The 14,072-nt window shown below is 34.6% G+C and carries 15 protein-coding genes; 11 read left to right on the top strand and 4 right to left on the bottom strand.

Going from position 1 to position 14,072, the window contains the following annotated elements:
* The first annotated feature begins 197 nt into the window (after positions 1–197).
* The 6 genes from QRY57_RS17485 to QRY57_RS17460 all read left to right on the top strand — a co-directional run bounded on the left by QRY57_RS17485 (position 198) and on the right by QRY57_RS17460 (position 6,863).
* Positions 198–476, top strand: a complete 279-nt coding sequence (locus QRY57_RS17485) for a YhdT family protein (RefSeq protein ID WP_026591594.1) — start codon at positions 198–200, stop codon at positions 474–476.
* Positions 477–479: 3 nt separating this feature from the next.
* Positions 480–1,910, top strand: coding sequence for a sodium/pantothenate symporter (panF, locus tag QRY57_RS17480; RefSeq protein ID WP_026591593.1), 1,431 nt, complete (start codon positions 480–482; stop codon positions 1,908–1,910).
* 258 nt (positions 1,911–2,168) lie between these two features.
* Entirely contained in the window at positions 2,169–3,101 is a 933-nt protein-coding gene (locus QRY57_RS17475; RefSeq protein WP_208018544.1) for a nucleoside hydrolase, read from the top strand.
* Between the two features lie 119 nt (positions 3,102–3,220).
* Positions 3,221–4,330, top strand: a complete 1,110-nt coding sequence (locus QRY57_RS17470) for a serine hydrolase (RefSeq protein ID WP_286015723.1) — start codon at positions 3,221–3,223, stop codon at positions 4,328–4,330.
* A 124-nt stretch (positions 4,331–4,454) separates the two neighbouring features.
* The gene (gene argH, locus QRY57_RS17465) at positions 4,455–5,963 is read left to right on the top strand and encodes an argininosuccinate lyase (protein ID WP_286015722.1); all 1,509 of its coding nucleotides are present in this window, start codon (positions 4,455–4,457) and stop codon (positions 5,961–5,963) included.
* A gap of 66 nt (positions 5,964–6,029) precedes the next feature.
* On the top strand, positions 6,030–6,863 hold the full coding sequence (locus QRY57_RS17460) for a GNAT family N-acetyltransferase (RefSeq protein ID WP_286015721.1): 834 nt from the start codon (positions 6,030–6,032) through the stop codon (positions 6,861–6,863).
* A 38-nt stretch (positions 6,864–6,901) separates the two neighbouring features.
* Here QRY57_RS17460 and QRY57_RS17455 read toward each other — a convergent pair whose 3' ends face one another.
* Positions 6,902–7,654, bottom strand: coding sequence for a (S)-benzoin forming benzil reductase (locus tag QRY57_RS17455; protein ID WP_286015720.1), 753 nt, complete (start codon positions 7,652–7,654; stop codon positions 6,902–6,904).
* Positions 7,655–7,825: 171 nt separating this feature from the next.
* Entirely contained in the window at positions 7,826–8,533 is a 708-nt protein-coding gene (gene ric, locus QRY57_RS17450) for an iron-sulfur cluster repair di-iron protein (protein ID WP_286015719.1), read from the bottom strand.
* A gap of 213 nt (positions 8,534–8,746) precedes the next feature.
* Between ric and QRY57_RS17445 the strand changes: the two genes are divergently transcribed.
* From QRY57_RS17445 to QRY57_RS17425, 5 genes are all read left to right on the top strand, one after another.
* Positions 8,747–9,088, top strand: a complete 342-nt coding sequence (locus QRY57_RS17445; protein ID WP_286015718.1) for an ASCH domain-containing protein — start codon at positions 8,747–8,749, stop codon at positions 9,086–9,088.
* Positions 9,085–9,501: an NUDIX hydrolase gene (locus QRY57_RS17440; RefSeq protein WP_286015717.1), complete on the top strand. Its 417-nt coding sequence runs from the start codon at positions 9,085–9,087 to the stop codon at positions 9,499–9,501. Before QRY57_RS17445 ends, QRY57_RS17440 begins: the two co-directional genes overlap by 4 nt.
* 69 nt (positions 9,502–9,570) lie before the next feature.
* Positions 9,571–10,188 carry an acetate uptake transporter gene (locus tag QRY57_RS17435; RefSeq protein ID WP_026591584.1) on the top strand — a complete coding sequence of 206 codons (618 nt, stop codon included), beginning with the start codon at positions 9,571–9,573 and terminating at the stop codon, positions 10,186–10,188.
* Between the two features lie 417 nt (positions 10,189–10,605).
* Positions 10,606–10,806 (top strand): cold shock-like protein CspB, encoded by a 201-nt coding sequence (gene cspB / locus QRY57_RS17430; protein WP_003198964.1) that lies wholly within the window; start codon positions 10,606–10,608, stop codon positions 10,804–10,806.
* Positions 10,807–11,068: 262 nt separating this feature from the next.
* Positions 11,069–11,902 carry an exonuclease gene (locus QRY57_RS17425; RefSeq protein ID WP_026591583.1) on the top strand — a complete coding sequence of 278 codons (834 nt, stop codon included), beginning with the start codon at positions 11,069–11,071 and terminating at the stop codon, positions 11,900–11,902.
* A 342-nt stretch (positions 11,903–12,244) separates the two neighbouring features.
* Here the strand turns inward: QRY57_RS17425 and QRY57_RS17420 are convergent, their stop codons facing one another.
* Positions 12,245–13,324 carry a DUF3900 domain-containing protein gene (locus QRY57_RS17420; RefSeq protein WP_026591582.1) on the bottom strand — a complete coding sequence of 360 codons (1,080 nt, stop codon included), beginning with the start codon at positions 13,322–13,324 and terminating at the stop codon, positions 12,245–12,247.
* A 160-nt stretch (positions 13,325–13,484) separates the two neighbouring features.
* Positions 13,485–13,814 (bottom strand): hypothetical protein, encoded by a 330-nt coding sequence (locus QRY57_RS17415; protein ID WP_026591581.1) that lies wholly within the window; start codon positions 13,812–13,814, stop codon positions 13,485–13,487.
* Positions 13,815–14,072 lie beyond the last annotated feature (258 nt).

Here is a 14,072-nt window from a genome sequence, read left to right as displayed (position 1 = left end):
ACTAGTTGAAAGACCTCTAATTTAAATCATAAATAAAGAAGATTGAAAATTCAAATTTCATTTTTGTTACAATTGTAAAAAATATGTAATACTGGACTTGCTACTGTATCTTAAAAAAATCCCTCTAATTTTTCTTTTCTATTAGGAAAAACTAGAAGAACAATGTTACAATAATACATCGTGAGAGGAGGGAGAAAATGAAGGATTATCATGATGATCCACGCTTTCGAATTGCCCATAAAGAAGCGTTAATGGGTCTTGGACTTGCTTTTATTAATTTTATAATATGGTATGGGTTTGCTTATGGGCTTGGTAGTAAGGATCCAAGTGAATATACATATGTATTAGGTTTTCCAGCATGGTTTTTTTATAGTTGTATAGTCGGTTTTGTTGTAGTAGTTATACTTCTTATTTTAATCGTGCGTTTTGCATTTCAAGATATTTCGCTCGATGAGGAAGAAAAAAGTGAGGAATGATGAATGAATTGGTACGTAATAATTCCAATGATAATTTCTTTTATCGTTGTATTTTTAATTGGTGTATATGCATCAAGGCGTGTGCAAGCAACGGCTCATAATAAATTTTTACAAGAATACTTTCTTGGAGGACGTGAGCTAGGCGGCTTATTATTAGCTATGACAATGATTGCTACGTACGGTAGTGCGAGTAGTTTTATTGGGGGACCTGGAATTGCATATAATATGGGACTTGGATGGGTATTATTGTCGGCAATCCAGGTTGTAACGGGTTACATCGTCTTGACGGTAATTGGTAAAAAATTTGCAATCATTGCAAGAAAGATGGAAGCAATTACACTTATTGACTACTTAAAAGGAAGATATAATCATAAAGCAGTGGTCATTCTTTCAGCACTATGTATTATTATCTTTTTATTTTCAGCAACAGTTGCTCAGTGGGTTGGAGGCGGAAGGTTAATTGAATCGTTAACAGGTCTTTCGTATACAGCATCTTTATTTCTTTTTACATTTTCCGTACTTATATACGTTTTAATTGGTGGATTCCGTGCAGTTGCTTTATCTGACACATTGCTTGGCATTATTATGTTGGCGGGAACGACAATTATTTTAATTGCAACGGTGATTGCTGGTGGCGGAATTGAAAAGATTATGCAGGAACTCGTTCAAATTAATCCGAATTTAATTACGCCGTTTGGAGCGGATGGTAGTTTAACGAAAACGTATGTAACATCATTTTGGATATTAATCGGTGTTGGTGTGGTTGGATTACCACAAATTAGCGTGCGCGCGATGTCTTATAAAAATTCAAAAGCAATGCATCAAGCTTTAATTATCGGAACAATTGTTGTCGGTACAATTATGATTGGTATGCATTTAACGGGTGTGTTTGCACGCGTGGTGCTTCCAGGCGTAACGGTACCAGATAAAGTGATGCCGCTTCTTGCAATGGAAGTATTGCCACCTTGGCTTGCTGGAGTCTTTTTGGCAGCCCCAATGGCTGCCATTATGTCAACTGTAAATTCACTTTTATTACTTGTAAGTTCATCAATTATTAAAGATATATATGTGAACTACATCAATGAAAAGGCTACTGATACGGCTATCAAAAAAGGAAGCTTGTGGATTACTGGAATCGTTGGTTTACTTGTGTACGTAGCAGCTATTAAACCACCTGATTTCTTAATTTGGTTAAATTTATTTTCTTTTGGTGGCTTAGAAGCAGCATTTATTTGGCCAATTGTTTTAGGGTTATATTGGAAAAGAGGGAATGCATGCGGTGCGCTTGCATCCATAATAGTTGGAGTAGGATCTTATGTGGTCATCCATCTTTGGTTCCCAAATCCGTTCCATATACATACAGTAGTCTTTCCGATTTGTTTTGCTTTTATTGCTTATATAATTGGCAGTGTATTGACGGTGAAAAAAGAATAGAAACAGTAAAACAAAACCACAGTGCTTTCAAAGGTGAAAAGCGCTGTGGTTTTTTATTCGGCTATTCGTGAGCCGTAAGACCTCACCTCAAAATTCAGTACAAGATAAGAATTTAGGCTAGGGATCAGAATGCATGTAAAAGCCTGATTAGTAGGAGATGATTTAAGTTTTACGTTATGATGAAAATGAAGTTTTTTATTCTGCTTCCTTTTGGTTATTCATAAAGTAGTAACAATTGATGGGATGGAGTTGAAGCCTATGAAAAAGGTACTTTTTTTAGGGGATCCTGGGATTGATGATTCTTTAGCCATTATGTATGGGCTGTTACATCCTGAGATTGAAATTGTTGGGATTGTAACTGGATATGGAAATGTAACACAAGAACAAGCAACGAGTAATGCAGCGTATTTAATGCAATTAGCAGGTAGAGAAGATATACCTATTATAAATGGAGCAAAAATGCCGTTGTCGGGTGAATTTACAACATATTATCCGGAAATTCATGGAGCGGAAGGATTAGGCCCAATTCGCCCTCCGAAAACGATTCAACCAAATATCAAATCGTTTTGTGCGATCTTTGACATAATTCAGCGTTATAAAAAAGAAATCATTATTGTGGATACAGGGAGATCAACAAGTTTAGCAACGGCGTTTATATTAGGAAAAGATATAATGCAAAATGTAAAAGAATATTACTGTATGGGCGGTGCTTTCCTTATTCCAGGGAATGTTACCCCTGTAGCGGAGGCGAATTTTCATGGTGATGCACTTGCTGCAAATTTAGTCATGCAGTATGCCAAAAACGTAACATTAATCCCTCTAAATGTTACAAGTGAATCAATCGTTACACCTGAAACTGTGCAATATATAAAAAAACATTCACAAACTGCATTTAACAAATTAATTGAACCTATATTTCAATATTATTATAAAGCATATAAGAAAATAAATCCGAAAATTACAGGAAGTCCCATTCACGATGTGCTTACGATGATGGCAGTTGTAAATCCTTCAATGATTGAATATGTATATCGGAAAGTAGAAGTTGATTTAGAAGGTAGTGCAAAAGGTGAAAGTATTGCTGACTTCAGGCCACAACCTGATGCAAAAGCACTTAAAAATTGGGTGAGAATTGGGTGGAAATTAAATTATAAGAAATTTGTTGAAAATTTTGTTCGAATTATGACATAGACATAATATAAGATTACAAGTTAAAATAATAGAGACGATTATTTAGATAATCGTCTCTATTATTTTGTGTATAACTATATATGACAGATAAAAGATATGAATTGGGAGAGGGAATTCACTTGAGAAAAGTTATAATATGTGCGGGAATCATTGGTGTATTCATAGTGCTTATATCCGGTAACTTTTTAGTGAAAAAAGTTTGGAGTTCTAATAATGATGATGCTCAATTTATTGCTTCATATGTTGAAGAACATAAAGATGAAAAAAATAGTGCATTACTTATAAAACGAAATGATAAAGTTGTTTATTCTGTTAATCCAAATGTTGTGTTACCAGTTGCGAGCACGATGAAGCTAATTGTCGCAATTGAATTTACGAAACAAGTTGTAGATGGGAGAATTGATCCAAATAGTTATGTGTCGATTGATGATGTAAATCGTTACTATATTCCAAATACAGATGGTGGTGCACAGGATCGTTGGCAAAAGTATTTAATAAGAACTGGTAAAATGGATGGAAATGCAGTTTCTTTAGAGGAAGTTGCAAAAGGCATGATAAAGTTTAGTTCAAATGCCAATACAGAGTATTTAATGGATCAACTTGGATTAGATCATATTAATCAAAATTTACAAAACTTATCACTTCCTTCTCATCAACCGTTATTTCCTATTGTTTCTTCTTTATATATTCCAGGATATTTGCATAAGGAATTGCATATTCCAAAATCTAAATTAGAGAAAAAGTTAAAAGAAATGCCCCCAGAAGAATACCGTCGTTATGCCGTGTTAATACATGAACGCTTAAAAGAGAAAGGGCCGTTATTACAAAAAGAAATTCCGCTATATTTAGAAGAGAAATATGAAAAAATATGGTCAGACAAGTTGCCAGCTGCATCCGCAAATGATTATATGGTGCTTTTGGAAAAAGCGAATCATAAAAAAGGTTTTACAGATGCTGAAGAAAAAGAGTGGGCGAATCTTGTTGAAACGGACATGAAAGCAAAAAAGTACCGTAAGTCATTTAGACATGCTGGGCAAAAAAATGGGTATACGCCGTGGACATTAGCAAAAGCGGTTTATGCCACTGATAAACTTGGGAATTGTACAGAAATAGTGTTTTTAGCAAACCAATTGAATGAAGATGATAGTGCAGAGCTTCGTAAGCACTTGCGAAATCTACATTTCCAAGTGTTACAAAGTGAAAAATATGATGCAACTGTTATTAAATAACCCCGATGCGTGAAGCACCGGGGTTATTTTTGTTCAGTTAATGAAAGTTTCACTTCATACAAGCACCTTTTCAGAAGCTCTGGGTATGATGATTAGTAAATAACTGGGCGAAAGGGGAAAAGTGATGAAACAGGGTAAAGAAGAATTTATAAAGAGTGAAGGCGCTAATTTCCCTGGAAAAACCTATGCAAACTGTGTGTTACAGCATGTGTTTCAATTTCAGCGAGATTATTTATTGCAAGAGATGTTTATGATTCATCGGGCTCATATTATCATGCTTGTGGAACAAAAATTAATGAGGCAAGAAGATGCAAAAGTTATTTTAACAGCGTTAGAGAAAGTGGCGCAAATCCCAAAGAGTCAATTATTGTATGAGCAGGAACATGAAGATCTCTTTTTTTTAGTAGAACATTTAATTGAGCAAGAAGCGAATCATAATTTTGTAAGTAATATGCATATCGGCAGGAGTCGAAATGATATGGGAGTCGCGATGTATCGAATGAGTTTGCGCCGCTATTTATTACGGTATATAGAGCATTTTCTTCTTTTACAAGAAAGTATGTTAGAAGTGGCAAACGAACATATAGAAACAATCATGCCGGCCTATACGCACACACAACCCGCGCAACCAACAACATTTGGTCACTATATGTTGGCGATATATGATACGATGCAGCGGGACTTAGAGAGAGTTTGGAACCTATATCATCTTGTCAATCAATCTCCTTTAGGAGCAGCTGCTCTATCTACTACAAGCTTTTCTATAAATAGACAGCAAGTTGCAAAGTTGCTCGGGTTTTCAAGTGTTATTGAAAATTCATATGACGCTATTGCGAGCGCAGATTATTTATTAGAGACAAGTGCGACAATTATGGTGGCAATGACAAATAGCAGTCGATGGCTCCATGACTTCTTACTACTAGCAACAAAAGAATACAATGGGATTACTGTTGCAAGTCCGTATGTACAAATTAGCAGTATAATGCCACAAAAACGGAACCCTGTTTCTATTGAACATGCTCGTGCTCTTGTTAGCGGTGTACTTGGAGAAACCTTCACTGTATTTCAAATGATTCATAATACACCATTTGGAGACATTGTAGATACAGAGGATGACTTGCAACCTTATTTATATGAAGGAATTGAAAAAGCAATTCGTGTATTTTGTATAATGAATGCAGTGATTCAAACAATGAAGGTGGAAGATGAAGTTTTAAGAAATCGATCGTTTAAACATGCGATTACGATAACAGATCTGGCAGAAACATTAACCAAAAATTATAAGATTCCTTTTCGGCGCGCTCATCATGCTGCAAGTTATATTGCCAAAATGTCTATACAGCAACAAAAAGAGTTGTATGAACTAAATTTTTCTGAAATCAATATGTACCTACAAGACAACTTTCATGTAACGCTTTCAGAAAAAGAGTGGGATGACATTATATCACCTGAAGCATTTGTTAAAAAACGAACTGTATACGGTGGGCCAAGTAAAACGGAAATGATACGCATGATTCGAAAGAGGAAAGAGGATTTTAAGAAAGAAGAAATTAAATTTGACAAAGAAAAACAACGGATGCTACAAGCTGAAAAAGAAGTGATGGAGAAAGTCTTTAATATTATTGAATCATAAAAGCAGGATTTAGTGAATTAGTCGCTAATATTCTATTTAAATATAAATAGAAGGAAGAGATTGTCGATGATTCAATTACAGATATATAAGGAAGTTTCTTGTTTTAAGGAGGAAGTTACTCCTATTTTAGAAAGGAATGAACAAGAGAATAATTTATTATTAGGTGTGTTACAGTTCACGGAGAATCCGTTGTTTATGGCAGTGGCAAAGCAAAATGAAAAAATTGCTCTCATATTTTTTCAAACTGAGGAGCAGAAAATGATTGTTGCTAAATCCGAAGTTTCGGGGGAGACTATACAGGAAATAGCGAAAGAATTAACAAAGGTGTATCCAGATATACCTGGACTGATTGGTGAAAAACGAGTGGTGAAACAATTAGCTGAAGAGATTGCACAACTAGAACAAAAGAAGCTTTCTATTCGTATGAATCAAGGTGTGTATGAATTAAAAAAAGTAAAGAAAAAATGGGATGCGCATGGTGTTTTCCGTCAAATAAATAGCAGTGAACTACCATCTATTGAAAAGTGGGTGTACCAATTTTGTGAAGACGTTCAATTACCTACTACGGAAGAAAAAGCCAAACAAACTGCAAATACATTAGTAAGTACAAATCGATTGTTTGGGTGGGAAGTGGATGGAAGATTGGTTTCGGTAGCTGCAATTACAAGACCAACTAAGAGTAATATTACAGTCAATTTTGTATATACACCGAAAGACGAACGTAAAAAAGGGTACGCTTCTAATTGTGTAGCTGCTCTTAGTCAACATATGTTAGAAAGAGGCTATAAAACAACTACTTTATATACGGACTTAGCGAATCCGACTTCAAATAAGATTTATCAAGAGATAGGATATGAACTGATAATGGAATCTGTATTAATATTTTTAGAACCGATGTAATGAAGGGCTCGCATACAAGCGAGCCTTTTGCTATGAAACTAATTTTCATCAATCCGAATTACTCCACCTTGCTTAAAATCTTCAATTTCTAGAAGATGAACAACAGCTTTTGCAACATATTCAGGAGAAAGTAATTTTCCTTCTTCTTTTAAAGCGATAAATCGATCTAAGTTAGTAAAATCTTCTTTTTCTGTTTGGCGAATTTGCTGTTGCATATTTGTATCCACAACACCTGGTGCAAAGGCAATGGTTTTAACAGGATATTCTTTTTCAGCCTCCTCTGTAGCAATGCATTGTGTAAACATGTTCAAACCAGCTTTCGTTGTACAATAAGCACCCCATCCAAAGTAAGGCTTTTGTCCAGCACCTGAGGAGATATTGATAACACGTTTGTCGACTTTCCAATTTTTCGTGTGTTTCATAAATGATGAAGTAAGAATCATCGGTGCAATTAAATTAATGTGTACATTTGAGATCAAAAGTTCACTCTCAGATTTTTCAATCGGTTTTATCGGTGTAAGTGTACCGGCGTTATTAATCAAATGGATAGAGGAGACGCTTTCTTCTTCGATAGATGAAAAGATTGTTTCGAAATGAGTTTCTAAATGATGTACATCTTGGAGATCGATTGCGTGAAATGTGAAAGAAATACCTTTTTGTTTTGCTTTTTCAAGAAGTTTTTCATTTTGTCTTCTAGAAATACAAATAAGTTGTGTATTTTCCTCTAGTAGTTGTGTAGCGATAGCCTCGCCTAATCCTTGTGAAGTACCTGTTACAATAACATATCGCATTGTATATTGAACTCCTCTCATATGTATAGGGATTTTTTAATTATGTGGTGTACATAATCTATTTATAAAGTATAGAGGATTTTTAAAAAAAATGAAGTAATTAGTAGCAGATTATAGTCGGAGTTAAGGAAAAAATAAGCAGCGAAAAATAATCCTCGCTGCTTATTGGCTTTAGCGGATAGCAAATAATCGCTTGAATAAAATGTTGTTTTCAAGATGTACGTGTTGGAATAAATCGGATTCAAAATCCTCTAGACGATTATAGACCATGCGATATGTGCGACATGCATGTTCTGGAGGAGTAAAGTCATTTGTAATAATTCGTAATTCTTTTATCAGATTGCCAGCTCCATCATGCTCTTGTTCTAATTCTTCAAGCTTTTCGATTGCCAAAACTAAATTTTCTTGAGTTGGATTTTGTTCGTATTTTTTGATAAGTGGAAATACAAGAGTTTCTTCTTTGATTATATGTTGTTCCAGTTCTAATTTTAACTCATGGAAAAGTCGGTGAACGGCACTTAAATGAGACTCTGTTTGACCGTGTACGCGAAATACTTTTGTTACATATGGACTTAGTTGTGGTAATTCTTCTTGAATATAGCGATGGTGTTTTTGGGTAATGTGGTCAATTAGTGTTGAAAAATTAACTTCACTCCAGTTTATAGATTCATTATTTTTTGATTGATATAAAGTGTATTGTTCATTCAATATTTTTAAAAGTTCATCAGGGGAAATTTCTTTTGTTTGTGTCGCTACTTCGATTGTTTTGTCCCCGCCACAACAAAAATCAATGCGATGTTTCTTAAATAAATCACTTGCTTGTGGAAAAGTAGTAACTATTTCACCAACAATAGATGTTTTTGTAAAAGGTATAGTCATATCAAACACTCCTCTGTTCATTTGGATGTTTTTAGCATAATGGTTTAGGAAGGAGGTCGGAGTGATTAGAATCACAAATATATTGGAGAGTTTATGAATGTTTTGTATATGATGTAATTTTTCCTTCACCACGATAGAAAGGGGGAAGTGTAATAACGGAAAAATCAAAAAAGAAGAAGGGTTACATGATATAATGAAGCAGGGTGATGAAGAGTGCAAGATAAAATGGGGCTATATGATGAGCCGTTTCAATCTATTCAATCTGGAAAAAAGATATTTGAAGTACGTTTATATGACAAAAAACGTCAGGATATACAAAAAGATGATGAAATCGAATTTACAAATTTAACAGCAAAAGAAACAATTCGTGTAAAGGTAACGGAATTGAAATGTTATAAAACATTTCAAGAAATGTATAAGGATATTGATAAAGAGTTGATGGACTGTGCAAATTGGAGTTTAGAAGAGATGCTAACAAGTACATATGAAATATATACAAAAGAACAAGAGCAAAAATGGGGGACAGTTGCGATTGGGGTTGAGGTCATAGCGTGATTCGAAATCGAGGTGCAGCTCTCATTATACAGAAGGAACAAATCGCTCTAATAAAACGTATTCGAAACAATGAAGTGTATTTTGTATTTCCAGGTGGGGGAATTGAAGAAAATGAAACACCTAAAGAAGCGACAATACGTGAGGTTTATGAAGAGCTGGGCGTGCACGTTGAAATTCAAAAGCTTGTTACGAAGTATGAGTATAAAGGTACGCAGTATTTTTATGAAGCCCGTATCATTGGTGGCGTTTTTGGTACAGGAAAAGGTGAAGAATTTACAAGGATTGATAGAGGCCAATATATTCCGGTTTGGATCCCTATAAAAAAGCTATTACATCTAAATATCAAGCCGTATGAAGTAGCGGAAATGATCGTGCATCGCTACAAAAGTATGAAGTCTGACGACATACAATAAAAACCATTGACATGGCCTTCTGAATTCAGTATTGTATTCAAGTATGTGTTCAAAATCAGGAGGTTTTTTATGAGTAATCAAACTACACATCATGTAAAAATGACAACAGCGGATCCATCTGGAATTGGTCTATTTGGATTAGCAATGGTAACACTTGTAGCATCATCACAAAAATTAGGATTAACGGATGGTGTTGCATTTGTATTGCCATGGGCAATCTTTTTAGGAGGATTTGCACAACTTTTTGCTTGCGTTCACGATGCAAAGCATAATAATACGTTCGGTACAACTGCATTTGGTGCATATGGTCTGTTTTGGCTAGGCGTTGGAACGTCTTGGTTAATTCAATTAGGTGTATTCGGTGAAAAATTAGCACAAGCTGTAGATCCAAAACAACTTGGAGTAGCCTTCATTGGATATTTAATCTTTACGATTTTTATGACAATTGGAGCAATGGAAACACATAAAGTATTATTTATGATTTTTGTACTTATTGATTTCTTATTTATTGGTCTTTCATTTAGTACTTTAGGTGTTATGCCACATGCTATGCATAGCTTAGCAGCGTATTCTGAACTATGTATTTCATTACTATCTTTCTATGGTTCAGCAGCAGCTGTATTAAATACACATTTCGGAAAAGTTGTATTACCAGTAGGAAAGCCATTTGGCATTTTTAAAAAATAAGAAAAAAGCACGAATGACAAGAATAGTCAGTCGTGCTTTTTTTATACAAATAGAGAGAGGGGTTAATTATGGTGTGTGGATCAATCAAAGGACATGGCCAGCCAATTGTTAATGAAAGGGAAAATTATGTTGTAGCAGGGTCTGGAAAATCGAAAGTGATGCACTGGGAGAAAAGCATTGTGTAAGATCTACAAAAAAAATAGGGAATTCAGCTTTACTTTTATTATATTGATATGATATAGTAATTATAAACCATTTTACTTTTAATAATATAGAGATTTAAATGAGCTGTAACTTCAGAGGAGGATAGCAATGTTAAATCTCCTCTGCGGTTGCAGTTTTTTAATGTCCTTATTATTTTGTAAAGTGGTCGAAAATGAATATGTACATATAGGTACATTGTAGGAGGATTTTTTCATGCAAAACGGTAAAGTAAAATGGTTTAACTCAGAAAAAGGTTTCGGATTCATCGAAGTTGAAGGCGGAGAAGACGTATTCGTTCATTTCTCAGCTATCCAAGGCGAAGGATTCAAAACTTTAGAAGAAGGTCAAGAAGTTACTTTCGAAGTAGAACAAGGTAACCGTGGACCACAAGCTACTAACGTAGTTAAGAAGTAATTGAATTAAAAGGAGAAGGGATTTCCCTTCTCCTTTTTTTTGTTGGATTTAATCCATTTTATCCTGTAGTATATATCATTGAAAATAATTTGACGAAGATAAAGAAAAAACATGGATTGAAGTTTTATAAAAATTTTTGGGTGGTTTTGTCTTAAAATTCAAAAAATAACCTGTAATCTTTTTTAGAAATTTTGTTTTTTGTACTGGTACAGTGGGGACTATATAGTTAAAACTATAATTAGACAAGGAAGAGGTATGTGACTTGAATGAACCTAAATATTATATTGTATTTGATGTTGAGAGGAATTTTCGGCCTTATAAATCGGAAGATCCATTGGAAGTGGTTGATATTGGAGCAATTAAGGTAGAAGCAAGTACAATGCGTATTATTGAGAGATTTTCTTCACTTGTTAAACCGATAGCACCTCTGACTCGTCATACAACAAAATTAACGGGAATTACAAAGAAAGATTTAAAAGGGGTAGAAAAGTTTCCAAAGGTAATGGAGCGATTTCTTCAATTTGCTGGAGGTGACTATATGTTTATAACATGGGGGAAGGAGGACTATAGATTTCTTGCGCAAGATTGTAAACTACATAATATAGAATGCCCTAATATAGAGAATGAAAGGAAATTTGATTTGCAAAAATTTGTATTTCAAGCATATGAGCAATTATTTATACATACACCAAGTTTGAAATTTGCGGTGGAGCAATTCGCATTAGAATGGGAAGGCAAACAGCACCGTGCCTTTGCAGACGCTAAGAACACCGTAAATATCTTTCTTAAAGTATCAAAGGAAAAGGATATTTATAAGCGATATAAAAGAAATGAAGAGCTCGTACTTGCTAAGAACGGTGTATTGACCGAAAAAGCAAAAAAGAAAATGAAAAGATGGGTATTTAAAGAATTAAAGAAAAAAGAGCATGTTCAATTTAATTGGGAGGATTTTTATAATAGCAAGACATGGGAACATATAATGGAACGGTATTATATTCATGATGATACAATCTTGCTTTTACAGGAATATTTTACTGTTGCTGTACAGAAAGGAAACCAGCAATTACGCGTATTAGAAGAAATGAATGATGTATAGTCAAAAGTTAGGGCGGCTGTTGGAAATAATTTTTATAAGGCGTATCCTTTTACCTAGATTTCTTTAATTAGTAGAAAAAGGAGTATATGTATACAAGTTTTCCAAAATCTAATTTTTGAAATTGTAGTATTTTTTGAGGGGAATGAAATAATTATTCTTATTAATAAGTGGGCTTTTAAATTTTATTTTTGGTTATCTCACTTTGAGCTCGTCTTCATACACCATCTTTCTAAGTTGGTGATTTTTCTAATCGGAGGTTTTAATACTGTAGTAACGCGGTGATAGAAATGTGAGTGGAAATAATCGAGCACTATAAATTAGCGCTCGATCAAAATGTAACTTTTAATATTGATTGGGGTTGGAAGCTTTTTTCTCAATCCTTTCAATCACATCCTGTAACTCATCTGGCTTCAAAAATTCAATAGGAGAGAATCCCTTCTCAAATGTAAGTGTATCCGCTTCAATCATGAGTACATACCTATCGTTTACCTTCGCAATATGGATCTGATCCCCGAAATCTGCAAGTAAGGCCTTCACAGAAATATGATCTGCTTTTACTTTCAGTTCAACCTCAGGGGCATGCTCGACGATTTGCGCTGTGGCTTCCAGTACTTCTTCCGTTGAAAACTGTTCCATAATTTCACGCTTCGGACTTGCAGCCCATACTTCCATTGCTTGGTCAAATTGCTCGCGTTCTTCTGTGCCTTCTTCAAATACATCTTCGATTTGGTCATATACCATATCCATAACTTGTGTTTTCATAATTTCAGGCATGGAACGTTCGTATTCTACGAATTTTAAGAAATCCTCAAAGTAGCGGGCGTGTGATGCTTGGTGTATTTTTAGTTCGCCTACTTCTACCATGCCTTCTTCCGGCATATATGGGTATTGAATGGATTTCATATTTTTTGTTGTAATTGCCATTTCCACGTTATGAATAAGTGTTGCTTCATCAGAAATGGAAGCAACTTTTGGCTCGAAGTCACACTTCATAACGAATACGAACGGGTCGTCAAAGTATTTACGTAATTTTGCCTGAGCAACTAAAAATACACCACCACGTACTGCGCTTGTATCGATATATGTATAAACGAGAGGTTCGCTCATATCTTTGAAATTCTCTTTCGTTTCTGCAAATCGGATACGATTAAATAAATTATAATGAGGATTGGAATCGAATTCGTGCCCAGCTTCTACAATAAATCGACCGATCTTTGTTGGGGCTTGTTCGGTTTTTGCATGGCGTTCTACTTTTCGTTTAGATATTTTTAATAATTCACCATCTAAGAATTCTTTTAAAGGGCTATCTTCATATTCTTCAGCATCTAACGTTTGGAAATGCTTATATCGCTTATCTGCTTGTTCACCTTTTCCTTCTACTTGTACGACATAGAAAGAGAGGAAATTTATTTCAAAATCCATATTTATCACCTTGTTTCATTTCATTGACTCTTATCAGTATAGAGATGGAGAAAACTTTCGTCAATTTAATAAGAGAAAACGAATATTGGAGAACTACTACATATTAATTGGGGCTATAGGGAAGGAGCCTCCTTCCCTATAGTTTTCTTTATTTTATTAATTAGAATCCATCTTCAAGTGCTGAAAATGGAATATTTAGTCGGTTCTCTACAGTACGTAAACGTTGATTTAATCGATTAAGTCTACGTGTATGGCGTTCTACTGTGTTTTGAAGTTGATTTACTTGACGATTTAATTGATTTACGCGTTGCTCTAGCTCATTTACTCGTCTTTCTAACTGACGGCCACCAGTACCTGGGAATGAAATTGGAATTTGAAATTGTCTGTTTGGATCATATGGATCAATTTGTTCAGTTTGTTCTATATATGGTTGATATTGCGTTTGTCCGTCATATTGACCTTGATAATGATAAGGAGTGTAGGGGTACATAAATATCCTCCGTTCTCTAAATTTGGTTGAATTCATCATAATGTATGTGTAAGAGCGGATGGGTGGCACGGCAAATACCTATTTTGAATGAGGTCCTTCATAAGACATATTGAAAAGGATTTTTATGAATTATTATTGATTATGAAGAAATTCTTACATATTAATTTGTTAAAATTGTTTTTGGATTATCATTTGGTATATACTGGTTAAATAAGAGAGGGTTACAATCTTACAAACTTAAGTTTTTCAAGTAAATAT

This window comes from Bacillus arachidis (genome assembly GCF_030285945.1).
Taxonomy (GTDB): Bacteria; Bacillota; Bacilli; order Bacillales; family Bacillaceae_G; genus Bacillus_A; species Bacillus_A arachidis.
Note: the sequence above shows the minus strand (reverse complement) of the source record. Positions and strands in the feature narration are given on the sequence as shown.